The sequence below is a fragment of the Mycobacterium sp. 4858 genome (genome assembly GCF_900240975.1).
Taxonomy (GTDB): Bacteria; Actinomycetota; Actinomycetes; order Mycobacteriales; family Mycobacteriaceae; genus Mycobacterium.
In genome coordinates this window covers 2,930,976-2,955,373 of record NZ_LT968776.1, presented here as the reverse complement: position 1 = coordinate 2,955,373, position 24,398 = coordinate 2,930,976, and the positions used below count along the sequence as shown (strand labels likewise).

Annotated in this window: 27 protein-coding genes and 1 tRNA gene; 12 read left to right on the top strand and 16 right to left on the bottom strand. The window is 67.9% G+C overall.

Going from position 1 to position 24,398, the window contains the following annotated elements:
- Nucleotides 1–94 precede the first annotated feature (94 nt).
- Nucleotides 95–811, top strand: coding sequence for a hypothetical protein (locus C1737_RS22530; RefSeq protein ID WP_067922013.1), 717 nt, complete (start codon nt 95–97; stop codon nt 809–811).
- A 28-nt stretch (nt 812–839) separates the two neighbouring features.
- Nucleotides 840–914, top strand: a tRNA-Thr gene (locus tag C1737_RS22525).
- Nucleotides 915–1,438: 524 nt separating this feature from the next.
- Here C1737_RS22525 and C1737_RS22515 read toward each other — a convergent pair.
- Complete coding sequence (locus C1737_RS22515) at nt 1,439–2,227, bottom strand: DUF732 domain-containing protein (protein ID WP_102419497.1); 789 nt, start codon at nt 2,225–2,227, stop codon at nt 1,439–1,441.
- Nucleotides 2,228–2,578: 351 nt separating this feature from the next.
- Here C1737_RS22515 and C1737_RS22510 point away from each other — a divergent pair, with 351 nt between their 5' ends.
- Both C1737_RS22510 and C1737_RS26950 read left to right on the top strand, forming a co-directional pair.
- A complete protein-coding gene (locus C1737_RS22510) occupies nt 2,579–2,782 on the top strand; it encodes a cold-shock protein (protein ID WP_067922008.1) in 204 nt (67 codons plus the stop codon).
- Nucleotides 2,783–2,981: 199 nt separating this feature from the next.
- Nucleotides 2,982–3,119 (top strand): hypothetical protein, encoded by a 138-nt coding sequence (locus C1737_RS26950; protein WP_197509181.1) that lies wholly within the window; start codon nt 2,982–2,984, stop codon nt 3,117–3,119.
- Between the two features lie 332 nt (nt 3,120–3,451).
- Here C1737_RS26950 and C1737_RS27305 read toward each other — a convergent pair whose 3' ends face one another.
- The gene (locus C1737_RS27305) at nt 3,452–3,787 is read right to left on the bottom strand and encodes a hypothetical protein (RefSeq protein WP_233214872.1); all 336 of its coding nucleotides are present in this window, start codon (nt 3,785–3,787) and stop codon (nt 3,452–3,454) included.
- On the opposite strand from C1737_RS27305, the gene C1737_RS22505 reads away from it, so the two are divergent.
- The gene (locus tag C1737_RS22505) at nt 3,681–4,607 is read left to right on the top strand and encodes a lytic transglycosylase domain-containing protein (protein ID WP_102420078.1); all 927 of its coding nucleotides are present in this window, start codon (nt 3,681–3,683) and stop codon (nt 4,605–4,607) included. The two genes, C1737_RS27305 and C1737_RS22505, sit on opposite strands and share 107 nt — an antisense overlap.
- A gap of 72 nt (nt 4,608–4,679) precedes the next feature.
- Here the strand turns inward: C1737_RS22505 and C1737_RS22500 are convergent, their stop codons facing one another.
- The 6 genes from C1737_RS22500 to C1737_RS22475 all read right to left on the bottom strand — a co-directional run bounded on the left by C1737_RS22500 (nt 4,680) and on the right by C1737_RS22475 (nt 9,092).
- Nucleotides 4,680–5,450, bottom strand: a complete 771-nt coding sequence (locus tag C1737_RS22500) for an enoyl-CoA hydratase (RefSeq protein ID WP_233214848.1) — start codon at nt 5,448–5,450, stop codon at nt 4,680–4,682.
- Between the two features lie 16 nt (nt 5,451–5,466).
- Nucleotides 5,467–5,706, bottom strand: a complete 240-nt coding sequence (locus tag C1737_RS22495; RefSeq protein WP_067922891.1) for a hypothetical protein — start codon at nt 5,704–5,706, stop codon at nt 5,467–5,469.
- Nucleotides 5,707–5,816: 110 nt separating this feature from the next.
- A complete protein-coding gene (locus C1737_RS22490; RefSeq protein WP_102419495.1) occupies nt 5,817–6,740 on the bottom strand; it encodes an MAP_0585 family protein in 924 nt (307 codons plus the stop codon).
- A gap of 40 nt (nt 6,741–6,780) precedes the next feature.
- Nucleotides 6,781–7,248, bottom strand: a complete 468-nt coding sequence (locus tag C1737_RS22485) for a lipoprotein LpqH (protein ID WP_067922989.1) — start codon at nt 7,246–7,248, stop codon at nt 6,781–6,783.
- Nucleotides 7,249–7,405: 157 nt separating this feature from the next.
- The gene (locus C1737_RS22480) at nt 7,406–8,053 is read right to left on the bottom strand and encodes a trypsin (RefSeq protein WP_067922899.1); all 648 of its coding nucleotides are present in this window, start codon (nt 8,051–8,053) and stop codon (nt 7,406–7,408) included.
- A gap of 172 nt (nt 8,054–8,225) precedes the next feature.
- A complete protein-coding gene (locus C1737_RS22475) occupies nt 8,226–9,092 on the bottom strand; it encodes an alpha/beta fold hydrolase (protein WP_197509202.1) in 867 nt (288 codons plus the stop codon).
- Nucleotides 9,093–9,183: 91 nt separating this feature from the next.
- On the opposite strand from C1737_RS22475, the gene C1737_RS22470 reads away from it, so the two are divergent.
- Nucleotides 9,184–10,668: an amidase gene (locus tag C1737_RS22470; protein WP_102419494.1), complete on the top strand. Its 1,485-nt coding sequence runs from the start codon at nt 9,184–9,186 to the stop codon at nt 10,666–10,668.
- Between the two features lie 440 nt (nt 10,669–11,108).
- On the opposite strand, the gene C1737_RS22465 is transcribed toward C1737_RS22470, so the two are convergent.
- Nucleotides 11,109–12,257, bottom strand: coding sequence for a TDT family transporter (locus C1737_RS22465; protein ID WP_102419493.1), 1,149 nt, complete (start codon nt 12,255–12,257; stop codon nt 11,109–11,111).
- 62 nt (nt 12,258–12,319) lie between these two features.
- On the opposite strand from C1737_RS22465, the gene C1737_RS22460 reads away from it, so the two are divergent.
- Together C1737_RS22460 and C1737_RS22455 are read left to right on the top strand one after the other, a co-directional pair.
- Nucleotides 12,320–12,592, top strand: coding sequence for a hypothetical protein (locus C1737_RS22460; protein ID WP_067922904.1), 273 nt, complete (start codon nt 12,320–12,322; stop codon nt 12,590–12,592).
- 278 nt (nt 12,593–12,870) lie between these two features.
- Complete coding sequence (locus C1737_RS22455) at nt 12,871–14,424, top strand: LCP family protein (RefSeq protein ID WP_102419492.1); 1,554 nt, start codon at nt 12,871–12,873, stop codon at nt 14,422–14,424.
- 44 nt (nt 14,425–14,468) lie between these two features.
- On the opposite strand, the gene C1737_RS22450 is transcribed toward C1737_RS22455, so the two are convergent.
- Nucleotides 14,469–15,260 (bottom strand): SDR family NAD(P)-dependent oxidoreductase, encoded by a 792-nt coding sequence (locus tag C1737_RS22450; protein ID WP_102419491.1) that lies wholly within the window; start codon nt 15,258–15,260, stop codon nt 14,469–14,471.
- A gap of 76 nt (nt 15,261–15,336) precedes the next feature.
- On the opposite strand from C1737_RS22450, the gene C1737_RS22445 reads away from it, so the two are divergent.
- A complete protein-coding gene (locus tag C1737_RS22445; RefSeq protein WP_102419490.1) occupies nt 15,337–16,230 on the top strand; it encodes an NAD(P)-dependent oxidoreductase in 894 nt (297 codons plus the stop codon).
- Here C1737_RS22445 and C1737_RS22440 read toward each other — a convergent pair.
- From C1737_RS22440 to C1737_RS26945, 3 genes are all read right to left on the bottom strand, one after another.
- Complete coding sequence (locus tag C1737_RS22440; protein ID WP_068094720.1) at nt 16,213–17,043, bottom strand: SDR family oxidoreductase; 831 nt, start codon at nt 17,041–17,043, stop codon at nt 16,213–16,215. The genes C1737_RS22445 and C1737_RS22440 overlap by 18 nt on opposite strands.
- 94 nt (nt 17,044–17,137) lie before the next feature.
- Nucleotides 17,138–18,061 (bottom strand): enoyl-CoA hydratase, encoded by a 924-nt coding sequence (locus tag C1737_RS22435; RefSeq protein WP_067922919.1) that lies wholly within the window; start codon nt 18,059–18,061, stop codon nt 17,138–17,140.
- Nucleotides 18,062–18,144: 83 nt separating this feature from the next.
- Nucleotides 18,145–19,035: a DivIVA domain-containing protein gene (locus C1737_RS26945; RefSeq protein WP_068094724.1), complete on the bottom strand. Its 891-nt coding sequence runs from the start codon at nt 19,033–19,035 to the stop codon at nt 18,145–18,147.
- Between the two features lie 137 nt (nt 19,036–19,172).
- On the opposite strand from C1737_RS26945, the gene C1737_RS22425 reads away from it, so the two are divergent.
- From C1737_RS22425 to C1737_RS22415, 3 genes are all read left to right on the top strand, one after another.
- Nucleotides 19,173–19,337 (top strand): hypothetical protein, encoded by a 165-nt coding sequence (locus C1737_RS22425; protein WP_102419489.1) that lies wholly within the window; start codon nt 19,173–19,175, stop codon nt 19,335–19,337.
- The gene (locus tag C1737_RS22420) at nt 19,338–20,819 is read left to right on the top strand and encodes a trehalose-6-phosphate synthase (RefSeq protein ID WP_102419488.1); all 1,482 of its coding nucleotides are present in this window, start codon (nt 19,338–19,340) and stop codon (nt 20,817–20,819) included.
- A gap of 69 nt (nt 20,820–20,888) precedes the next feature.
- Nucleotides 20,889–21,467 carry a hypothetical protein gene (locus tag C1737_RS22415; protein ID WP_067922928.1) on the top strand — a complete coding sequence of 193 codons (579 nt, stop codon included), beginning with the start codon at nt 20,889–20,891 and terminating at the stop codon, nt 21,465–21,467.
- On the opposite strand, the gene C1737_RS22410 is transcribed toward C1737_RS22415, so the two are convergent.
- Genes C1737_RS22410 through C1737_RS22400 form a run of 3 tightly spaced genes read right to left on the bottom strand, consistent with a single transcriptional unit; the run spans nt 21,464 to nt 24,386 of the window.
- Nucleotides 21,464–21,955: a mammalian cell entry protein gene (locus C1737_RS22410; RefSeq protein ID WP_067922931.1), complete on the bottom strand. Its 492-nt coding sequence runs from the start codon at nt 21,953–21,955 to the stop codon at nt 21,464–21,466. The two genes, C1737_RS22415 and C1737_RS22410, sit on opposite strands and share 4 nt — an antisense overlap.
- Nucleotides 21,955–22,662: a mammalian cell entry protein gene (locus C1737_RS22405; RefSeq protein WP_067922933.1), complete on the bottom strand. Its 708-nt coding sequence runs from the start codon at nt 22,660–22,662 to the stop codon at nt 21,955–21,957. The genes C1737_RS22410 and C1737_RS22405 overlap by 1 nt, the downstream gene beginning before the upstream one ends.
- The gene (locus C1737_RS22400) at nt 22,662–24,386 is read right to left on the bottom strand and encodes a virulence factor Mce family protein (RefSeq protein ID WP_068094733.1); all 1,725 of its coding nucleotides are present in this window, start codon (nt 24,384–24,386) and stop codon (nt 22,662–22,664) included. The genes C1737_RS22405 and C1737_RS22400 overlap by 1 nt, the downstream gene beginning before the upstream one ends.
- Between the last annotated feature and the right edge of the window lie 12 nt (nt 24,387–24,398).

Sequence of the window (24,398 nt, the reverse complement as noted above, 5' to 3'; positions counted from 1 at the left end):
AGTGCCAACACTCTGATAGTAGTCTGCCAGGAATCGCGACCGTGGCGTGGACCTGCGCAGCTTGACGCCCTCGCGTCGCGAATAAACTCGTGGGATGAACCTCGCCGCACGCATCGTCTCGGCCGCGACCGCCCCGGCGCGCGTGGGGCTTGCGGCCGCGGACGCCAGCCTGACCGTCGCCAGCGCGGCGGTGGGGGTGGCGAAACGAGCGCTGGGTGACGGCGGTGCCGCCGGAACGACGGCCATGACGTCCATGCTCGGAATCGACGACGCGATCGTTCGCGCCAACCGGCTCGCCCGGTTGCTCGACGACGACGCGCCACTCGGGCGGGCGGTCGCGCCGGACGGACCGATCGACCGACTGCTGCGCCCGGGCGGCGTGGTCGACATGCTCACCTCGGATGGCGGTCTGCTGGACCGCCTGACCGCCGAGGGCGGCGGACTGCACCGCACGCTGCAGCCCGGCGGGCTGGCCGATCAGCTGGTCTCGGAGGACGGCTTGATCGAGCGGCTGCTGGCCGAGGATGGGCTGGCCGATCGGCTGCTGGCCGACGGTGGCCTGGTCGACAAGCTGACAGCGAGAAACGGGCCGCTGGATCAGCTCGCGGACGTCGCCGACACCCTGGCGCGGCTGACGCCCGGGATGGAGGCGCTGGAGCCGGCGATCGCCACGCTGCAGGACGCCGTCGTCGCGCTGACCATGGTGGTCAACCCGCTGAGCAACATCGCCGACCGCATCCCCCTGCCGGGCCGGCGCCGTCCGTCGTCGCGGGCGGTGCGCTCAACGCGCATGATCGACACCGGCGAGTGACCGATTAGGCTTGACCCCGCTTGACCCGGCCTCCTTAGCTCAGTGGTAGAGCACTCGCCTTGTAAGCGAGCGGTCGTCAGTTCAATCCTGACAGGGGGCTCCAATCGCTTAGCCGCACAACTCGACCGGCGGTAGTCGCTCAGGTTTGGCGTCGGTCGCGCGCCGTCAGATTCCGGCGCAGACACTGACGAACGGAATAGGCGCGCAGACGCTGACCCAGACATGTGGCCTGGGGCCGTTGTACGGGGGCGGCGGCGGAGGCGGGGCTGCCGGCGCCCACACTGACGAACGGAATAGGCGCGCAGACGCTGACCCAGACATGTGGCCTGGGGCCGTTGTACGGGGGCGGCGGGGCCAGTGGTTGCGGAGCCTGCGCGAGAACCACACAGCTATCAGATGGTGCGTCGTAAACGGTGCCTTGGCCACATTCAGCGGCTCTACTTACTCCCGGCGACAGACATGTCGTGATGAACACCAGCGCGAATACGGCTGGGACCATGAATGCCAAACGGTTAGCCATGCTGAGCATCCCATATCTCCGTGCAGGGAGATCGTAGTCCCAACAGCGTTGCTAGAAAAGGGCCGACCGGTTCTGGGTAGTACCGGCCGTAGCGGGTAGGAAACCGGTTAGGGCCGGCCCGGGATGCCGTCCAGACTTCCCTGGATGCCCTTCAGGTCGCCCTGGATTCCGTCCAGTTGCCGTTGGATGGCCTGCAGATCGGAGAGGGTGTTCTGATAGGCGGGCTGCAGCTGGTCCGCGACGGTGGGGCGAGACTGGGGGCAATACGAGACGATGGCCCCCGCCGTCACTTGCGCGCTTTGATCGGCGTCCCACACCGATGATCGCTGGACGAACTGGACCGCGTCCGCGAGGTTGGGTTGGCGCGCCAGGAAGTCGCAGACCGCGTGCCCTTGGGCTGTCACGTACTCCTGGCTGGGAACCGGTACGCCCTGACGTTTCAGCGCGGTGACGAACGCCGCGTCGGCAATGTCAACGTGCGGTGCGGGCGCTTTCGGCGCCATCCGGTTGGGGGGCGGCGCGGCCGACGCCGGGGTTTCGGTCGGCTGCGCCGATGAATCCTGGTGCTGAACGGTGAACACCACCAGCACCACCGCGGCAGCGACGGCGACCAGCGATAGCGGCATGGCCGCGAAAAGAGCCCGGCGGAACAGCGGGCGCTTACGCCGCCGCGCCCTGCTCCTCGCAGTGTCGCCGCGCGACGGGTTGCCGGCGAGGGTTCCGGCCGCGGGCACCCCCGTCGAGTCGGTCGAAGACGCCCCCGTGTTGTGGGCCAGGAGCTCGTCGAGCAGCTCGTCAACCTCCCAAGACGACAGCCGACCGCCCTGCTCGCGCATGGCGCGGCGCCGCATGGCGATGCGCCGCAATTCTGCGTCGATGGTCTCGCGGTCGCGCATATCAACAAGTTTGCGACTGCCACGGCGTTGTCACAAGCCTCGGGGCACAGGGGGCGATCGGGTCAGCGCCCGCAGACCGTCAACGGGTGCCCGCAGGGGTGCCAGACCCATGTGACGCCGCCCCGGCCTCGGCGGTGGCAGGGCGGAAAATTTTGGTGTGCGCAGGCCCGAATCATCGAATCACGCTGTTTATCAAGATTATTCGAGACCTAGGCCCTTTTGATCGCCCATCAGCACTTGACTGCATGAAAAACATTCTGGTGCAGCCGATTAGCGTTCGCAGATGCAGCATGTGCTACGGTTGCCGAGGATGCCCGTCGGCATCCATTCAAAATGAGAGAAGTTGAAGGTATGACACAGGGAACTGTGAAATGGTTTAACAGCGAAAAAGGCTTCGGTTTTATCGCTCCGGACGGCGGCGCAGCAGACGTGTTCGTCCACTACTCGGAAATTCAGGGGGGCGGCTACCGTTCGCTCGAAGAGAACCAACGAGTCGAGTTCAGCGTCGAGCAGGGGGCCAAGGGCCCGCAGGCAGTCGGAGTGACTGCCGTCTAGCGCGAGTTCTACTCCATGTGGGCTGGTGGGAGCTTTCCCGCCAGCCCACAGTGCGTTGCGGGTGTACATTGGTGTGAGCGGTCGCGTTCGCCTTCCCCAGCGATTTCCTACGCGGAGGGGCGCATCTACGAATCGGCCGCTCTTCGCTCCACCACTTCCGTTTGGGCCGAAGTCAAACCAAATCGAGGAGCCCCACTCCATGACATCGTCCGACCTGTTTTCGCATCGCTACGAGCCCGAGGTCGTGTCACGCCCCGCCCGCGATGGAGAACCGGTGCAACTTCCGGCTTTCTCCGACCGCCCCAACAGCGATCCCAGCGCCGCGACGCCGTCGTAGGGGGTGTGACCGGGACCGGGCGCCGCGCTCACCCCGTCCCCCTCGCCTGAAGATCCGTTTCGTCTACTGGTCGGGTGGCGCAACGGGATCGGGCGGCGGGCCGTCCGATCCCGTTGCGCCACCCGACCAGTAGACGTGGAGGAGCCTGAGACCGGTGCGTGCAGTCGGGCACGAACATCAACACGCCCCCGACCATGGTCCACCCAATCGCGCACCCGGGCGGCAATAAAGGCGGGATCTGCGGTCCGGCGACAAACGCCGTCAGCACTGCGACCAGAATCGCCGGGCGCATCAGGACCCCGGTTCGTCTCGCCGACGGTCCGGCCGGGTCGTCAGGCATATAACAATTCCGCTCTGCAGGGAAGCTGATTTCCCAGTCTGGAATGCGCCGGTATCGGCCGCAACTCGAAGGAATTTCCACTTCCGCCGGCGCCGCAGTCGGTCGGCCGCATTGATGTCGGACCGCTCGATGCGGAAGACTGATCAGGGCAATCGACGGAAGTGATCACAGTGAGCCGTGACCGCGTCGCGAATATCCGGACAATACGGCACACCGCGCCGATGTTGCTCTGCGTGGCCGTGTTCACAATCGCCGGTTGTTCATCGTCGGCCGTGAAGCCGACCGCCACCGCGCCAACCGCTGCGAACGGACCGAGTGCGGCGGCCACTCCGCTCGCATCCAGGGCGGTGCCCGCCGCACCAAGCCCACCCCAGGGCGAACAGCCCCAGCTGGCGACCGATCCCGCACAACTGGCCGACGACCTGGTCGCCGACGAACGGGCGCTGCGTGACCCCTCAACGCCGGAGCCGGCGTTGATAGCGGCGGCACACCGGGAGCAGGCCGCGTACCGGGCCATCGGGAGGCACCCCGAATGGGACTCGATCACCCGGCCACGCATCCCGCCCGAACTGGCCGACGTCTACGACCGCAACCTCGACGCCCGGCGCCAGCTGCAGGCTATGACGCCCGCGAAAGACACGCTTCCCGCGTGGCGGATCGACCCCCCGGTCCCGGCCGACGAGCTGATGAACGACTACCACGCGGCGGAAGCCGAGACCGGCGTCGGCTGGAACTACCTGGCCGCGATCAACTTCGTCGAGACCCGCTTCGGCAGCATCAACGGGGTCAGCACGGCCGGCGCCCAAGGGCCCATGCAGTTCTTGCCGTCGACCTTCGCCACCTACGGCCAGGGCGGCGACATCAACTCGCCCCGCGACAGCATCATGGCGGCGGGCCGGTTCCTCGCCGCCAACGGCTTCGCCAACGACCCCGCGCGCGCCATCTACGGCTACAACCACGCGCACCAATACGTCGGTGCGGTCGACCAATACGCCGCATTGATCGCCGCCGATCCGGCCGCGTTCCCCACCTACTACCGCTGGGACGTCTATTACGTCACCACCGCCGGCGACGTTCTGCTGCCCGTCGGTTACTCAGCGCCGGCCCCGATCCCCGTCGGGGACTACCTCGCCACTCACCCGCAGTAGAGACTATACGCCCGGCTGATAAGCTTGCACCGCAAGGGATTTCGCACTCAACGTCCCCGTGATGCGCCGGCGCTAGGCTCGGTCCTTCTTGCGCGCGAGGAACGCCCGCATGTGCTCTTGTGGCTCCCCGGTCAGGAACGCCAGACCGAACTGCTCGATGCTGTCCTCGATCGCCCCGTGCACCGTCATGTCGAACCACTTGTTGAGCAGCCGCTTCTGCTGGCGGACCGCGTGCGGGCCGAATCCCGCGAGCCTGCCAGCGAGCGCGGCGATGCGAGGGTCAAGCGCGTCGGGAGCGACCGCCTCGTGCACCAGGCCCCACGTGACGGCCGTGCCGGCGTCGATCGTTTCGCCCGTCAGCAGGAGCCAGGCCGCGTGCGACGCCCCGATCAACGCCGGCATCAAGGCCGCATGGATCACCGAGGGAATTCCGACCGCCACTTCGGGCATGCCGAATTCGGCGCCGGACTCGGCGATCCGCAGATCGCAGCACATCGCGACCTCGAGCCCACCGCCCAGGCAATACCCGGCGAGCCGGGCGATGACCGGGACGGGGCATTGACGGATCGCCTCGCAAAGGCCCGCGAGCCGACGGATGAAGGCTTCGGCGCTGACGCGGTCCAGGGCGACCATCTCATGAATGTCGGCGCCGCCGATGAACGCCGCGTCCCCGGCACCGCGCAGGACGACCACCCGAACGTCATCGTCATCACCGGCGGTGACGAACGCCCGTGTCAATTCCTCGATGGCGGCCGTGCCGACGATGTTGAGCGATTTGGAATTGATCAGCTCGACCGAGAGCACACCGCCGTCGCGGCCGACCCGAACGAACCGCTTGTCCATCGTGTTCACGCGGCCCTCACAGGTACTTCAGGGCGATGTCTTGCAGATGGGTGCGCATCGTCTGGCCGGTCGCCCTCTCCAGCTTGATGCCCAACTCGCCGGCGAGATTGACGAAACCCATCAGCAGCATGATTTCGCCGTCGGGTTCGTTGGTGACGTTCTCGACGAGCCGGCTCCATGCGAATTCATTGCCGCTGTCCGACGTCCACGCCGTCATGACCTCGATGGCTCGGCGAACGTTTTCCCGCACATCCATTCCCGGAGCCTGCCACGACCACCCGCCGACCGCCCACCGACGGGCGCACCGCGGCTGTAGCGGCTGCGTCGGTCGGCGGCCCGTTGCGGCGACCCGGTCAGGCCGGACCGTCAGTACAGCGGAACCCAGACTCCCATGTACCAGAAGCCCCAACCGCCGAACTGCCAGTTGAAGACCGGGATGGCGGTGTAGGTGTCGTACTGGAACGGCCCGAAATCGGCCTGCGCCACGACGACGTCACGCGGAGGCCCGGACCACGGACGGTTCCAGCCGCCCGGAGGCGGCGGACCGTCCCAGCCACCCGGAGGCGGCGCGCCCACCCAATGTGGCGGCGCGTGGCCGGGTGCCGGGCCGTCGTTCCAGCCGTGTCCTCGCGGCGGCGGTGGTGGCGGGGCGCCGTGGTCCACGACGCTGAAGCCGGTCCGCGCGTCGCCGGGCCCGCCAACTTGGGCGTTGCCGCTGACATAGGTCCCGCGCGGGACATAGGGCTGGTGCGGTGGCTGCGTGCTCGGCGGGTTGAGGGCCTGCCTGCCCTCCGGCGGCGGCGCGTTGTGTTCGCTCGCCGGCGCGTTGGATTGCCCACCCGGCGGGTTCGGCCCGTGATCGTTCGGCGCGTTGTTCGGCTGCTCGTTCGGGCCGCCCTGCTGGGGGTACTGCCCGTGCTCGTCGGGCGCCGGCGGGTTCTGCCCACCCTGCGGCGGGTTGTTCTGGCGGCCCTGCTCGTTCTGCCCGCCCTGCGGCGGGCTGCTCGGGCCGCCCTGCGGCGGGTTGTTCGGGCCCTGGCCCCCTTGGGGAGGATTGTTCTGCCCGCCCGGCGCGCCGCCGGGTCCGGCCTGCTGACCGCCCGGGCCGCTCTGCGGACCACCACCGCCGCCGCCGCCGGGAGCGCCACCGCCACCACCACCACCTCCGTGGCAGTTCGGGCACGGCGGGGGCGGGCCGAGCGGAGCCGCGAAGGCCGAACCGGCGTTCAATGTGATCGCGGAGATACTCAGGCCCGCCGCGAGCGCCGCCGCGCTGACAACACGTTTCATTGACATAGCTGCGTCCCCTCTTGGGTGTGGATCGCCTGCACTAGGGGCAGGTGACGTCCAACTCGAATGACTTGGTCACCTGCTGCGGTTGTTGCGGGTTGCTCATGTCGAGCCCGGTTGCGGTGCCCTTGATCGCATAGGTTTTCCCGTTCACCGCGGCTCCGGCGTTGCCGCCCTGGTTGGGAGCGGCGTCGGAGAAGCCGAGGGTGATGCCGTTGACGCTGCCGAGCCCGACCGAGTGAACGATGGGCGGGTTGGCGTTGCTGACCACCGCGCCGACACCGGCTGTGGGGTCACCGATGCCGATGTTGGTGTTGTCGCCCGCCGGGGCGCAGGTGACCTGGCCGCTGACGTTCTGCGCCTGACCGTCCACGATGACCTGCGGGCCGGCCGCCGACGGCGACGACGAGGACGAGGACCCGGTGGTTGACTTGTTACTCGAACAGCCGGCGCAGGCGGCGGCCACCACGGCTACGCCCGCCATGCCGACGACGAACCCACGCTTCACCACTGCTCTCCTTCGTGTCGCTGGTTCCGCACTGCCAACTCGTTGGCCTGGTCGACTCCGCGAGCCCACGCCGAACCTGCAGCACTGACGCCCGCAAAGCCGCGAGCCGGGTACCCGCTGCCGGTGAAAGAGAAACGCGGTGTCGCGACGCCGCACGCTACGGCAGAACGCGCAACCCCCACTTGCCCAGTAGCGGATCGACGAGTACGAAGTCGGTGGTGTTGTCGTCGCCCTCGGGCGAAGACATCAACAAACCCACCGCACTCACGGTGCCGTCATCGTTCTTCACGAAACCGGGGCTGCCGCTGTCCCCGTTGAGGCTGAACACGCTGGCTGTGACAACGCCACCTTCGACATGCTTGACGACCCCACAGGTCTCGCCGGTGACCGCACCGATCTTGCAGAACGGCACACCCTCCCGAATTTGGTCGCCGTTCAACACATCCCGGACCACATACCTGCCGCCGACATCACCTATCGGCGCGCCGACGCCCGGATCGAGGCGGATGATCGCCGCGTCCCGCGTCTCACCCTCCTGCTCGCTGGCGCTGATCCTCCCGAGCGGTAACGAATTCCCGTACGTCCACAACGAACCGTCATGGGCGTCGCAGTGGCCGCTGGTCATCAGGTAATAGCTGCCGTCGTTACCCTTCGCCGCGAAACCCGCTGTGCACGAGTTATTTTCATCCTCAACCTTCATGCCCGGCGTCACGCCCGAATCCGCACGCGCGGGATTCGCCAACGCCATCGTGGCGACGACCACAGCGCCGACCAGGCCCAACCCTCGCAACCACCGCATGGCCACGCCACCTCTCTTGATGTATCGGGCAGCATGCTAACAGCGGGAGCGGGTTTCGGCCGCCCGGCCGTTCGGAATACGCCCGCCGGCCCGCCCGCGGCGAATTGACGTAAACGGCAAATCGATGGCGATTGCTCTGCACCGCAACAGCTTTCGCCGCGAGGCGACAAACCGATGATCAGTCGCCGACGTGGCGGGCGAGGAAGCCCAGCACGGCGTCGGCGAAGATGTCGTTGCGATCACCGGCCACCATGTGCCCCGCACCGCGCACGTCGCTGAACTCGACCTGCGGGAAGCGCGCCAGGAATTCGTCGGCGCGTTCCTGGCTGACGAGATCACTCATCTGTCCCCGAATCAACAGCATCGGCACGCCGTCGCGCAGGATCGCGTCGACGGCCGCGTGCATGCGATCGGGGTCGGTAACCTCGAACGGCGGAAACGCGGCGGTTCCGCTGATGAACTGGGGATCCCAGTGCCAGTACCAGCGATCGCCGCGGCGGCGCAGATTCGTGGTCAGGCCGTCCAGGTCGGTGGGCCGCGGCCGGTGCGGGTTGTATTCGGCGATGGCGTCGGCGACTTCGTCAAGTGAGGCGAACCCCGATTCCACCCGGTCGGACATGAAGGCGTGGATCCGATTCGCCCCTGACTGGTCCATGTTGGGCACGATGTCGACCAACACCACCGCGCTGGCGATGCCCGGGGACAGCTCACCCGCGAGCAGCATCGACGTGAAGCCGCCCAGGGATGCGCCGACGAGCACCGGTTGCGGGGGCAGCGTGCCCAGCACTTCGCGGACGTCGCCGGCGAAGCTGACGACGCGGTAGTCGCCCGCGTCGGACCAATCGGATTCCCCGTGGCCGCGCAGGTCGACGGTGACGGCCTGCCAGCCGCGCTGCGCGACGGCGGCAGCAGCCTTGCCCCACGAACGACGCGTCTGCCCGCCACCGTGCAGGAACACCACGGCCCGCGCCTGCGGATCGCCCAGCCGGTCGGCGACGATGCGTACGCCGCCGGGACCCTGGATCGAAAACGGTTCCACTGCCATGGGCATCAGGTGATACTAAGCCGTTTCGGCGCCGACCCGGGCCCCGAAGCGGCTCCAATACGATGCAGCGGAGCGTCCTGAGGAGAAACCGATGCAGCTTGACGAATACCTGTCCTTGGATGCGACCGCGTTGGCCGAACTGGTCGAGCGCAAGCAGGTCACGGCGTCCGAACTTCTCGCACTGGCACGGCGGCGGGCGGACGCCGTCAATCCGCGGTTGAACGCGATCGTCCGCCACCTCGGCGAGGTCGCGGACAGGCGGGCCGCCGACCCGGCCCTGAGCGGACCGTTCGCCGGTGTGCCCTTCGTGATCAAAGACCTCGCGCAGGAGTATCGCGGCTTCCCGACCTCGAGCGGTTCCCGCTCGCTGGCCAACGACGTGGCCGATCGACACGCCCTGGTGACGCAGCGGTTCCTGGACGCGGGGCTGGTGATCTTCGCGATGACCAACACCCCCGAGTTCGGGGCCAAGGGCGTGACGGAATCCGATTACTGGGGGCCGGCACGTAATCCGTGGAACACCCAGCACACCCCCGGCGGCTCGTCCGGAGGTTCCGGGGCGGCGGTCGCGGCCGGGATCGTCCCGGCCGCGGGGGCCAACGACGGCGGCGGATCCATCCGCATCCCCGCCGCCTGCAACGGGCTCGTCGGCCTCAAGTTCGGCCGCGGACTTTCGCCGTACGGGCCGCAGACCGGCGAGCCGATGTTCGGGATGGTGACCCAGGGCGTCGTTTCGCGCACGGTGCGTGACAGCGCCGCGCTGTGCGACGCGATCGTCGGCCGCGACCCGTACGCGGCCTACGAAGTCGCCCTTCCGCGAGGCACTTTCGCCGACCACGTCAAGCGTCGTCCGCGCACGCTGCGGATCGGGTACTCGTGGTCTTCGGCGATCAACCCACACCCGGACCGGGAAGCCGTCGCCGCGGTGGAACGGGCGGTATCGCTCCTGAGCGGTCTGGGGCACGGGGTCGAGGAGGTTCGGCCGCCGTACGACGACGCCGCCCTCGCCCGTGACTTTCTCACCATCTGGTTCGCCCAGCTCTACCAGCACGTCGCGGACGCCAGACAGCGCACCGGCGCCGGCGACCGCGATTTCGAGGCCGACACCTTGGCCGTGAGTGAACTCGCCCGGTCCACCGGCGTGCTGGCACCGATCCTCGCGCTGGAGAACCGCAACAACCACATCCGATCCCTGGCGGGGTTCCACGAGACCTTCGATTGCTTGCTGACCCCCACCCTGGCCACGCCACCGCTCCGGGTCGGCGCGACGGCCACGCCGCGGCCCCTCCAACAGGTGGCCCGCATCGCCAGCAAGCTGCGCGCGGGAAAACTCATGGCGCTCAGCGGGATTCTCGACCAATTGGTCCAGGAGAGCCTGGGATGGGTGCCCTATACGCAGCTCGCCAACATCACCGGACGCCCCGCGATCAGCGTGCCCCTGCACTGGACCGACGACGGGCTTCCCCTCGGGGTTCAATTCGTCGGGCGCCTGGGCGCCGACGCCGACCTCCTGCAGCTGGCAGCCCAACTCGAGGACGCCGCCCCGTGGGCCCACCGGTACCCCGCGCCCGCGTGACCACCCCTATGCGTCCGGTTTGCCTTCCGACGAGTGATCGCCGCGCCACAGGCGCGAAAACCGCCGGGCGACATCGCCGAGGCGGCTCCCGGCCCATTGTGAAGCCTTGATCCTGCCGAGAGCTTGCTTTCCCTCCGCCGCGTAGTCGCTAACGGTTTCGTCGCCTTCCTCAGCGCGCATCCTCAACCTCCGATCTCGTCAAGCTGCTCGTGTCCGCGGCTGACGCTCGGACGGCTCCGACGGCGTCAAACGCTCCGGCGGTTCCGCCGGGGTTAGCCGCTCGGGTGTCTCGGCCGGCGCCAGCCGCTCGGGCGTCTCGTCGGGAGTGCCACGCTCCGGCGGCTCGATCGTGTCCATCATTTAGCACCTCCGATCGGCTCAGGGTTGCCTACCCGCCGACCCCGGGCGCCGAAACGCGGACGAACTCGGCCGCCGCGGCTTCAGGACACCGGTTCCTTGCTGGCCTTGACCGGCGCGGTGCTCGGCGGCAGCTTGAGCAGGTTGCCGCGCAGGCTCCCCCGCGCGGTGCGCACAGCCACCAGCAGCCAGGTGAACAACAGCCCGGCGTACGCGATCGCCGCGGCCACCCGGAAAGCGGGCAGGTGCGTGTGGCCGGCGAGCTGCGAGGTGCCCGTGACGAACGTTCCGACCGGGAAGGTCAGGCTCCACCACGTCAGCGCGAACGGCATGCCGCGACGCAGCGTGCGCACGGTCAGCGCCGTGGCCAGCGCGATCCACAACACCGCGAAACCCCACACCGGAACTCCGTACAGGATCGCGAAGGCATTCAGGTCCTCGGCCAGCTCGGGGTTGACAGCCAGTCCCGCGCTTGCACCCAAAAGCCCTGCGGCGGTGATCGATTGGCCGAGCGGACCCAGGACGATCCACAGCGTCGGCACCCGCGCCGAGCCCGACGTGCCGTAGAGGGTCAGGCGCGCCCAGATCATCGCGATGATGTTCAGCGAAGCCAGCAACGACAGGCCGAACATCGCGTAGCAGCCGTACAGCATGGTTTCGCGTCCGGTGCCCGCCGTCATGTGCGGCAGTAGCAGCGCCCCCATGGCCGCGGTCACCATGGGCGGGACCACCGGCATCAGCCAGCCCCCGAAGGCCGCGTCGGGCTCGACGTTGTGCTGGGTGAACATCAAAAACGGGATGCTGACAGCGGTGAACAGCCCGCCCAGCGTTCCCGCCGTCCACAACACCCAGTCCAGGTCTACCGCGACGCGCTCGCCGAGCAGATCCCTTCCGACCAGCACCGCTCCCCCGCCGACCGTCATCAGCGCCATCGGGGCGGCGCCGTAGAAGTGCGCCATCTGCGGATTGCGGGCGTGCGTGCGCGCCACCGTGGGGTGGCGCAACCAGTGGCCCCCGACCAGGACGATGAGCACCACCAGCAGGACGGCGGCGATCACCCAGACCACCTGGGCGAAGGCGCGCAGTCCCACCACGTGCACGGGCAGGGCCGCGCCGGCGCTGGCCACGATCCCGGTGCCCATCACCGCGGCGAACCAGTTGGGCCCGATATTGCCCAGCACCTCGACCCGGGTCTGCGGCGATGCAGCGCCGCCGGGGTTTGCAATGGCCATAGCTGCAAAACCTACTGCGCCGAGCCGGATCGGGCTGGCCTGCCGCTTACACTCCAACGGTGATGCATCCGGCACCAACGACCAGGCGGGCCTTCGGCAGGGGTCGGCTGGTCGCCGGGATTGCCGTTATGGTGGCCCTCGCCGTTCTCGCCGTACCCATCAAACAACGCTGCGGGGCGCCGGGCTTGTCGTGCGCTACGGCGGTCGACCCCCGGGGCAACGTTCACTACTACTACGAGGTGGAGCCGCTCGGTGTGTACCTCGCAGAGATCGTGACCGGCTCGAACATCACCGTGTTCTACGAGTCGGGCGAGGACCTCGTCAAAGCCGGATAGCCGTCATTTCGGCTCGATCACAAGTTCGATTCGGTCACGCCGGCCATGTGACGTCGGTGAAACCCCCGCGAGACGGTTCGCTCGGAACACGCTGGTCAGGCAGATGCTGCCGCCCCGACGGCCGGCCGGGCGCTGCCGGTCGAGCGTGCCGGGAACCCGTTCTCGATTGGGGGCTTCACAGCAAGCTAACGCATACTTGACACCATGCTTGAAGCGACATCGCCGCAAACCGCCGCCGCGGTGCCCGGCGATGCGCTGGGTTTGGGCCGAGGTTTGTGATGGCCCGCTCTGGCGGTGCCCACCACCGTCATCGAGCCGTCCGTCAGCCCTCCCGATTCCGCAAGGGACTGACGCGCACCTTGGGCGCGCTGGTGTCCGTGGCGGCAGTCGGCCTGACCGGGGCGGGGTACTACGTCGCGCACGGCGCGCTGGGCGGCATCACCGTCTCGAACGCCCTGCAGCCCGACGACCCGCGCTCCAGCGGCGACAACATGAACATCCTGCTGATCGGGCTGGACTCCCGCAAAGACCAGGACGGCAACGACCTGCCCTGGTCGATTCTGAAGCACCTGCACGCGGGCGATTCCGACGACGGCGGCTACAACACCAACACCCTGATCCTGGTGCACGTCGGGGCCGACGACAAAGTCGTCGCCTTCTCGATCCCACGCGACGACTGGGTCGCCTTCAACGGGGTGCCGGGTTACAACCACATCAAGATCAAAGAGGCGTACGGCCTGACCAAGCAGTACGTCGCTAACAAGCTCGCCAACCAGGGCACCAGCACTCAGAAGGAACTCGAGACCAAGGGCCGGGAAGCCGGCCGGGCGGCGACCCTGCGTGCCGTGCGGAGCCTGACCGGCGTACCGATCGACTACTTCGCCGAGGTCAACCTGGCCGGGTTCTACGACCTGGCCCAAACCCTGGGCGGGGTGGAAGTCTGCCTCAACCACCCCGTCTACGACTCGTATTCGGGCGCCGACTTCCCGGCCGGGCGGCAGACCTTGGACGCGTCAGAGGCCCTGTCCTTTGTGCGGCAGCGCCACGGCCTGGAGAACGGGGACCTGGACCGCACCCATCGGCAGCAGGCGTTCATTTCGTCGGTCATGCAGGAGCTGCAGGCCGCGGGGACCTTCACCAATCTGGACAAGCTCAAAAGCCTGATGGCCGTGGCACGCAAGGATGTGGTGTTGTCGGCCGGTTGGGACGAGGAGATGATCCAGCGGCTCGGTTCGCTGGCCTCCAGCGGCCACGTCGAGTTCCGCACGCTGCCGGTGGTGCGCTACGACAACATCGACGGTCAGGACGTCAACATCATCGACCCGGCGGCGATCAAGGCCGAGGTGGCCACGGCGATCGGCGCCTCGCCCACAACCACAGCGCCCGCCACCACGGCCGCCAAGCCCAGTCCGTCGACCGTCGTCGATGTGATCAATGCGGGCAGCACGAGTGGGCTCGCGACCGAGGTGTCCCGCGCCCTGCAGAACCACGGCTACACGACGGGCCAGACCCGCGACCGCAACTCGGGCGAGCCTACGGCGAGCACGGTCGCGTACGGCGCCGGTGCGGAAACCGACGCGGCGAACGTGGCCAAACTGCTCGGCCTCGACGCGCCCGGCCAGCCCGACCCCAGCGTTCAGCCCGGCCACATCAGGGTGACCGTCGATACGAATTTCTCGGTGTCCATGGTTGACGACAGCACCGACGAAACCGCGACCACCACGACGTCCACCAAGGCCAAGCCGTACTACTACAACGGCACCACGACGACCTATCCGACGCCCGATCAGGGGAAGCCGATCGGCGGCGGCGGCGTGCCGTGCGTTAACTAGCCGCGCGGCGAAACCGGGCGCAGCGGGCCGCCGCGGGTCGCCGGCTAGGCGTGCGTCCCGCCGTCGATGCGGATCTCGGTTCCGGTGATGAACGCGCCGTCCTCGGACACCAGCATGGCGATCACCCCGGCCACCACCGACGGATCGGCCATCCCGGTGCCGCTGGACTCCACCGTGGTCGGCAGAATCGGCATCAACCTTGAAAACAGCGCCCAGTCAGCGTCTTTCGGGATGTATCCGCCGGTTGCATCGGTGATCCCGGACTTGATGCTGCCGGGTGCCACGCACACCGCGCGCAGGCCGTCGCGCGCGTACTCGAGCGCCAGCGAATGCGTGAACGCCTGGATCCCGCCCTTACTCGCGGCGTATGCCGCCATATACGGGTGAGCGAAAGAGGCGGACGTCGAACTGAAGTTGACGATCGCGCTGCGCGAATTCGCCAATAATGCCGGAAGCGCTTCCCGCACAACGAGAAACGTGCCGGTCAGGTTGACGCCGACGATCTGGTTCCACAGTTCCAGCGAGGTCTGGTGGGTGTGCGCGGCGCGCAGGATGCCGGCGGCGTTGACCAACGAATCCAGGCCGCCGAGCGTTTCGACGGCCCGGCACACGCCGTCGACCACCGAATCCTCGTTGCCCACGTCCATCGGCATGGTGGTCAGACGACCGGCCGTCTCCGCCTCGTCGGCGCGGGCATGCGTGGCGCCCAGGCCGCCCTCCGCGACGTCGGAGGCCACCACCGTGGCGCCCTCGTCGAGGAGTCGCAGCGCGGTCGCCTGCCCGATGCCCGACGCGGCGCCGGTCACCAGGATCCGTTTGCCCTCGAGTCGCTTCATTGCCGCTCCCTGCTCGTCGCGTCGCTAGGGGCTCATCATTGCAAAGGACGGCCCCCGGACAAGGCAGAGTGGACGCATGGACATCGGATTTATCGGCTTGGGCAGGATGGGGCAGGGCATGGCCGCGAACCTGTTGAAGGCGGGCCACCGCGTGATCGTCTACAACCGCTCCCCCGACAAGACGGCGACGCTTGTGCAGCAGGGCGCCGCGGCGGCGCCCGCCGTGGCGGAGGCGTGCCACGGCGAGGTGGTGTTCACCATGCTCGCCGACGACCACGCCGTCGAGGATGTGGTGTTCGGTGAGGCCGGCGTAGTCGCTTCGCTGGCTCCGGGCGCCACGCACGTCTCGTCGAGCACCATCAGTGTCGCCCTCTCGGAGCGCCTGGCGGCCGCACACGCCGAAGCCGGCCAGCGCTACGCCGCGGCACCGGTGTTCGGCAGGCCCGACGCGGCCGCGGCGGCAAAGCTTTTCGTTGTTGCGGCGGGCGAGCCGCAGGTGCTACAGGCGCTCTCCCCGCTGTTCGACGCGATCGGCCAGCGGACCTTCGTGGTATCCGAGCAGCCGCACACCGCCAACCTGGTCAAACTAAGCGGCAACTTCCTCATCGCGTCGGTGATCGAGAGTGTGAGTGAGGCCGTGGCGCTGGTCGCCAAGGCCGGGGTCGACAGGCAGCAGTACGTCGACATCCTCACGTCGACGTTGTTCGCCGCCCCCGTCTACCAGACCTACGGCGGGTTGATCGCGCGCCGGGAGTTCGAGCCGGCCGGGTTCGCCGCCGAGCTGGGCCTCAAGGACGTCCGGCTGGCGCTCGCCGCCGGGGAGCAGTTGCAGGTGCCCCTGCCGGTGGCAAGCCTGCTGCGCGACCGCTTCCTGGCCCTGGTGGCATCGGGCGGCGGGCACCTGGACTGGTCGGCGCTCGCCACGCTCGCCGACCGCGACGCCGGCCTGGCGTCAGACCACTCCCCGTAGCCCGTCGGCGCCGAACGCCGGCTCCAGCATGGCGGAGTAGTCCGGGCCGCGCCGCAGCATCAGCCCACCGTCGACGTTGATGACCTGCCCGGTGATGTAGCAGGCCGCGTCGCTGAGCAGGAACATCGCCAGGTTGGCGACGTCCTCGACCTCGCCGGGGCGGGGCAGCGGCGTGCACTCGCGGTAATCCTCGGCCACCTCCGGCAGGGCGAACACCGGCGCGACCAGATCGGTGCGGATCAGGCCCGGCCGAATGCTGTTGACCCGCACCCAGGACGGTCCGAGTTCGTCGGCGGCCAACTGCATCATGTGGTCGATGGCCGACTTGCTCACCCCATAGGCGCCGAACCAGCGATGGGTGTTGCTGGCCGCGATCGACGAGATGCCCACGAACGATCCCCCGCCACCCCGCACCAGCTCGCGCGCGACGTGCTTGAGCACGTACATGGTGCCGTTGACGTTCAGGTCGACGGTGCGCCGCCAGGCTTCTGAGTCGATCTGGGTGATCGGTCCGATCGTCTCGGAGCCACCTGCGCAATGCACCGCCCCGTGGAGTTGACCGTGCCAGGCCGTCGCGGCGTCCACCGCGCGGGCGGCCTCCTCCTCATTCGTGACGTCGGTCGGCTCGTAGCGAATGGAACCGCCGCCCGAAAGGGCCTCGATCTCGCTGACGGCCCCCGCCAACCGGTCGGGATTGCGGCCCACGATCATGACCGAGGCGCCCGCCGCGACCAGCCCGGCGGCCACGCCCTTGCCGATTCCGCTGCCACCGCCGGTGACCAGATACGTCCGGTTTTCGAAAGAAAGCTGCACGCGACGCCCTCTCAAACTCCAAACAGGTTCCAGATATCGAACCACGCGGAGAACTCGCCGCGGCGTCGGGTGGCCACGTGGGACCGGCGACCTGCTACGGCGTGTCGCGGCGGGCCACCTGCGTGGGCTTGGCGTTGCGCCAGTCCTCGACCTCGGGCGGCAGGCCCACCGCGTACCGGTTCTCGTTGTGGGCCGCCCAGTGCGCGTGGCCCAGTTCGTGGATGTGGAACGCGTGCCGCAACGCCTCGGTGAATCCCATTGCGTCGGAGGCGGCGTTGACCGAGTCCTTGACGAGCAGGGCCGCCATTGTGGGCCGGTCGGCGATGCGCCGGGCGAATTCCAGAGTCTTGTCCGCCAACTCGTCGACGGGGAACACCTTGGACACCATGCCCAGCCGATACGCCTCGTCGGCGTCGAGTGAGTCCCCGGTCAGCAGCAGCTCTTTGGCCTTGCGCGGACCGAATTCCCAAGGGTGGGCGTAGTATTCGACACCCGGCATGCCCAGGCGCACCGCGACCACGTCGCTGAACTTCGCGTTGTCGGCGGCCACGATCAGATCGCACGCCCAGATCAGCATCAGGCCCGCGGAGATCGCGTTGCCTTGCACCTGGGCGATGGTGATCTTGCGCAAATCCCGCCAGCGGCAGGTGTTCTGGAAGAAGTAGTGCCACTCCTGCAGGTAGAGCTTCTCCACGATCGGATCGCGGGTCCCACCGTTGATGCGAAAGCTGGGAAGCTGGCTGCGCTCGGCGATCGCCAGCTCCGAACCCAGGTCGTGGCCTGCGGAGAAGTTGCGGCCGCGCGCCGCCAGGATCACCACGCGCACGGTGTCGTCGGCCTCAGCGCGCAGAAACGCCTCGTCGAGCTGGACCAGCAGGCCGCGGCTTTGCGCGTTGTGTGCCTCCGGACGGTTGAGCCAGATGCGCGCGATGCGGCCCTCGTCGAGGGTTTCGTAAGTCACCAACTCTTCGGCGTTGGCGTCGCCCGTCTGGGCACCGGCTTGCTCTGACACTGTCATTCGGCCCACCTCATTCGTCGCCAGGTCCCACGTGTTTACACATTACGGCCAGTGTGTAATCGACTCACCGCTGGGTGGGCCGACTACGGGCGATCAAGGGCGGCCGCGAGAGAGGCGGCCGCCGCCTTGAGCAGCCGCAACGAGCGGTTCAGCTCGGCGTTCTCTGCCTTCAGCCGCTCGAGTTCGACTTGGTGGTCGGCGGGCGCCGCCGGACTGTCGTGGTCGAGTAGGGCCCTCCGGGTCCGCTCATGGACGGTCTCGGTCACGGTGTTGCCGAGCTGATCTGTGACGGCCCGGATCGCCATCCTCTCCATGTCGTGCCGCCCGCGCACCGAGGCGACCGCACGCACCTCGTCGATGCGGGCCGACCCGTTGGACGCGGCGGACTTCGGCACGGCCCTCAGCGGCTGCGCGTGGCGGTAGGCTCGCGGCGCCTGGCCTGCGGCGGCGTCCGCCGCGATGGGCAAGACGGTGGCCGGTTGCTGCTGTACCCGCAAGCGCAGTTCGGCTTCCCGCCGCCCCAGCTCGTCCGCCCACTGCGCAAGCTCGGCCTCCCGCCCGGCGACCTGCGCCTCCCGATGCCGGATCTGGGCCAGTTGTTGGGGCAACGGGTTGGCCCGCTTCGCGAGCCCGCCCGCCCGCTGGGCGAGCCGCGCCTCCTGCTCGCGCACCCGGCTCTCCCAGGCGCGCACGTCGTGTTCGTACTGGACGAGGGCCGCCTCGCGCTCGGAAAGCTCGGCTTCCCGTCGGTCCAATGTGCCAGCGCGTTTGAGCAGCTCGGCGCAGCGGCTGCGGAGCTCGGTTTCCTTTTGCAGGTGCCGAGTCAGCTCTTGCTCGACCAGGTCGATGAAGATGTCGACCTCTTGCTCGTTGTAACCGCGCTTGCCGATGCGCGGACGCGAGAATGCGACATTGTGGACGTCAGCGGGGGTGAGAACCATCCTGTTTCCGAAGTCTTTGGCGTCGCGGGCCACGTAAAGCCGGGACGGTTGCCGACGAGGTTATTGCAGTTGTTCTACACGTGCGTTATTGGCGGCTGAACAGCGAACAACTCGTTAGCTACATCAAGTCCTCACCCACCTGCCCATGCTGCATCACCTACAGTTAAGTCATGGCTACCAAATCTGACCCTGGCGAGATCGGCGACGTCGAACCGGTCGCCGACAGCACCGCGAGCCAGGCCAGGCGGGTTGTCGCGGCGTACGCGAACGACGCCGACGAGTGCCGCGTGTTCCTGTCCATGCTCGGCATTGGGCCCGCAAAACTCGACGCGTAAATGACTCCCGGGAACGGGCACGACTCGAAGATGCCGACCTTCGGCAACTCCGACTTCGTCGTGGTCGCCAACCGGCTTCCGGTGGACCAGGAGCGGCTTCCCGACGGCACCACGGCGTGGAAGCGCAGCCCGGGCGGCCTGGTGACGGCGCTGGAGCCGCTGCTACGCCGCCGGCGCGGCGCATGGGTCGGTTGGGCCGGCATCGCCGAGGAAGAGGTCGACTTCGACGACGAGCCGATCGTGCAGGAGGACCTGGAGCTCCGCCCGGTGCGGCTGAGCGCCGACGACATCGCCCAGTACTACGAGGGGTTCTCGAACGCCACGCTGTGGCCGCTCTATCACGACGTCATCGTCAAGCCGATCTACCACCGCCAATGGTGGGAACGCTACGTCGAGGTCAACCGGCGCTTCGCGGAAGCCACCTCCCGCGCCGCCGCCCGGGGCGCCACCGTGTGGGTGCAGGACTATCAACTGCAGCTGGTTCCCAAGATGCTGCGCGAACTGCGTCCCGACGTCACCATCGGCTTCTTCCTGCACATCCCGTTCCCGCCGGTGGAGCTGTTCATGCAGCTGCCCTGGCGCACCGAGATCATCGAGGGCCTGCTCGGCGCCGACCTGGTGGGCTTCCACTTGAGCGGGGGGGCGCAGAACTTCCTGTTCCTGTCCAGGCGGCTGATCGGCGTCAACACCTCCCGCGGATCGGTTGGGGTGCGCTCGCGATACGGCGAGGTCGATCTCGGGTCGCGCGTCGTCCGGGTGGGCGCGTTCCCCATCTCCATTGACTCCGGCTCGCTCGATCACACCGCCCGCGACCGCGACATCAGGCGGCGCGCCCGGGAGATCCGGGCCGAGCTGGGCAACCCCCGCAAGGTGCTGCTCGGCGTCGACCGGCTCGACTACACCAAGGGCATCGACGTGCGGCTCAAGGCCTTCTCGGAGCTGCTCGCGGAGGGACGCGCGAAGCGCGACGACACCGTGCTGGTCCAGCTCGCCACGCCGAGCCGCGAACGCGTGGAGAGCTATCAGATTCTGCGTGACGACATCGAGCGCGAAGTGGGACACATCAACGGCGAATACGCGGAGGTCGGCCATCCGGTGGTGCACTACTTGCACCGTCCGGTCCCCCGCAACGAATTGATCGCGTTCTTCGTGGCCGCCGACGTCATGCTGGTCACCCCGCTGCGCGACGGCATGAACCTGGTGGCCAAGGAGTACGTCGCATGCCGCAGCGATCTCGGCGGCGCGCTGGTGCTGTCCGAATTCACCGGCGCCGCCGACGAACTCCGGCAGGCCTATCTGGTCAACCCGCACGACCTCGACGGCGTGAAGGACGCGATCGAGGCGGCGCTCAACCAGCCCGTCGAGGAGGGCCGGCGCCGGATGCGGTCGATGCGGCGCCAGGTCCTGGTGCACGACGTCGACCGTTGGGCGCGGTCGTTCCTGGATGCGTTGGCGGAGTCGCGTCCTCACGATGCCAACTAGGCCGCGCGAACCCATGGTGTTGCCGCGTAATCGCTGTGATACTCAAGGGATCGCGGAGGGAGGGGTCAGATGAAGCTCCGTCACGGACTGGCTGCGGGCACCGGCATCTTCGTCGCCGTCGCAACGGGAATTGCGCTGGAATCCGGGGCACCCGCCAAGGCGCTCGGACCGCCGCCGGACGGCAACTACAGCTACAACGAGGCGGGCGTGTCGGGGGTGACCTGGACCGTCACGGCCATCTGCGATCAGCCCTCCGGAACCCGGAACATGAACGACTATTCCGACCCAATCGTTTTCGCGATGAACTGCGCCCTGAACATCGTGAGTTTCACGGACGAGCGGATTAGCGCCGCGGACAAACTGCAGAACTACAGCGGCCGGGCGCGGATGTCGAGCATGCTGTGGACTTTCAAGGTCGACAAGGCTGACGGTGTGTCATGTCCGGGTGGCGGCACCGCCCCTTCCACCGAAACGTGGGCTTTCAGCGACGAAACGATGAGCGGCACCCACACCACCCTGCACGGTGCCGTCTGCGGGATGGAACCGGCGATGAAGAAGCAACCGTTCTCGCTTACACTGAGCGGCCCCCCGCCCAGCCCGGTCGAGCGTTATCCGTTGTACTGCAACGCGATTGCGATGTGCTACTAGATCGGCGTGATGTAGGCGATCAGCCACTGCTTGCCGATCTTTTTGAAGTCCACCCGCAACCGGCTGCCGTCGTAGAGCGGCTGGCGTGATTTGTCTGTCACCGTACGGTTCATGTAGACCATCAGCGATGCCGAATCCCGTTTGGCCGACATGACTCCCGCGCCGACCACGTTAGCCTGCACAACCACTTCACGCTTTTTGGCCTCGGGGATGATCTGCGTGTTGGCGCTCTTCTGGAATTCAGCGCGATATTCCGGCGTCAACAGCGGATACGCGGCCGTCAGGCTCCGCTCGACGGTCTGGTAGTCGTAGGCGAAGACCTCGGGAATCTCCTTGGCCGCCAACCCTGGCAGGACCGCACGCGCCGCCTGCTCGCCGCGGGTCTGCACGCGGTCCCAATACAGCCAGCCGCCCACCGCGGACAGTCCGACGAACGCCACGACCGCCAGGTAACTCGCGGCGGCCGCCAGCCAGCGCAGCCATCGCATCAATTACCGCCGTTCGGGTATTTGATGTCGTAGCCGGTCATCCGCCCGGTCTCGTCTTCGTGCACGATCACGCGCAGACGATATGGCATGGAGGGCTTGTTGACGCCGTCGATGTCGGCGACCGTGACGCGCACGGAGACCAGGACGGACGCGTTGTCGGCGACCGTGTCGATGCCTTCCAGCGCTGCGCCGTTGACGACCGCCTCCGACGTCGCATTGGTAGTGCGGAAGATGGCCTTGAGGTTTTCGACGTTGTTGTTGGCGCCAAGCATCCCGCGAAGCGGGCCGCTGGTGCCGTCGACGAAACGATTCACGCTCTCGTCGATGTTGTCCTGTTTGTAGCTGAACATGTTGACCACGGTCTGCCTGGCGGTGTCGACGAAACGCTGGTCACGCGCCTCTGCGGCGTGAGCGTGTCGTTGCTGGACTCGCAACAGGGCCACGCAGCCGGCAAGCGCCCCAACGGCCAGCACTGCGGCCGCAAACGAGATCCACGCCACCAGCCTTCGGTTGGGTTGGCGTCGCGGCGGAGGTTTCAGAGCCTTCCCTGGCTTGGCGAGCTTCGCCGGCGACTTGGACCCGGCCGGGACCTCGACGCTCACCGGCGCCGCCTTGGCCTCCTCCGATTTCGCGGGACCCGCCGCGCGCGACGCCCGACGACGGACGCGGGGTTTGGTTGTCTGCTCTTCTGCTGCGACAGCGTCCATTACATCGGCCTTGGATCAAGCATCAGGTCCACCCAGTTCTCGGCACTGGATGCGCCGCTGGCTCCGGCCGCAAAAATACCGGTGCCGCCGGCCGGGTCCTTGAACGCGCCGGTCTTCTCGTCATAGGTCGTATACGCCGGTCCGCTGGCCTGCGGCTGCGGGCCCGGCGGCGGCCCCCACGGCTTCTCCGGTCCGGGACCGGCCGGCGGGGGATTGATACCTTCTGGCGGCGCCGGTGGTGGCAGCCACTTGGGATAGGGCAGTTGCGGCGGCACGGGTGGAATCCCCGGAGGCTGCCACGACGTGAAGGGTGGTGGCGGCCCGTTGTCGTTGGGCGGCGGCGGATCATATGCCGGCTGCTTGTTCGGCAGCGGCCCCGGCCCGGGCACCACCCCGGGCGGGGGCGGCCCGACGATCGGAGTGCCGGGGTCGGGTTCCGCGCCCGGCGGGATGTAGGGGAACTTGTTGGGCGGCAAGACGTTCAGACCGTTTGTCATCGGAGTGTCGTACGGGACCGGCGGACCTCGCCATGGGTTACGCCCAACGGGCACATAGCCCTTCGGGTCACGACAGAGCTGAATCGTGGGCGCGCGCTTCCCGGGGAACTCTTGGCAGGGGTAGTTGCGGGCGCCACGTACCGTGCTGGGGTCGTTTTGGGCGACCTTGCAGTACATATCCTTCGGCAGCTCGCGCACGGTCTCGTCAGCGGGTGTGCGCATCAATGGCGGCGGGAGGAAGCCGACCGCACACGGCGGCGGGTCGTTCAGGTCCAGCTTGAAGTCCAGCTTGCCGCCCTCGTCGAGAGGTGGACCGCCCGCCATCGTGATGATCGCGGCAAACAGCGCCGGTAAGACGACCAGAAGATGCTCGATCGACTTGTGGTAGATGACGCCCACCCGGCCGAGGTTGGCCAGGCTGGCGGCCAGCGCCGGGAAGGAGGGGCGGATACCGGAGAACGCGGTGCTGGCCTCGTCGGTGGCACCCGGGGCGGTGGCCAGCGTCTGGCGAAGCTCCGGGTCGGCCTGCCGCACCTCGGAGGTGAACCGCGCCAGCCCGTCGGACAGCGTCTTGATGTCGGCGCCGGCGCGAATCTGTGCCTGCAGGAAGGGACCGGCCTCGTCGATGAGCTGCGAAGCCTGCGGATAGTTCGCATTGGCCTCGTCCACCAGCAACCGGGCGGATTCGAAGAGCCGGGCCAGCTCGGGGCCCGACCCGTTGGTCGCGATGAATGTCTCATGCAGCAGCTCACGCAGGCGGGTGTCGCCCAGGCTGTTGGTCAGCGCCTCGGCCCGCTTCAGCAGGTCGGCGACATCCTGGCCGATCCGGGTGTTCTGCCGCTCGATCCGAAACCCGTTGCGCAACTTGGTCGACGCCGGCGTACTGGGCGGTACCAGGTCGATGTATTGCTCGCCGACGGCCGACACGCTCTTGACGGTCGCGGTGACGTTCGACGGAATCGGCGTGCCGCTGTTCAGCCGCATCTCCGCGGTGACGCCATTGGGGTTGAGGCCCACCGATTCCACCCGTCCCACTGCGACGCCGCGATAGGTGATGTTGGCGTTCTTGTAGAGGCCGCCGCCGGCGACGAAATCGGCGGTGCCGGCGTAGGTTCCGAGCCCGAAGGTCGCGGGCAGCCGCAGGTAGAAGATTGCCATCACCGTCAACGTGATGGCGGTGATCACCGCGAAGATCCAGAGTTGGATCTTGGTGAGTCTGTCGTGCATCTGCGGCCGCCT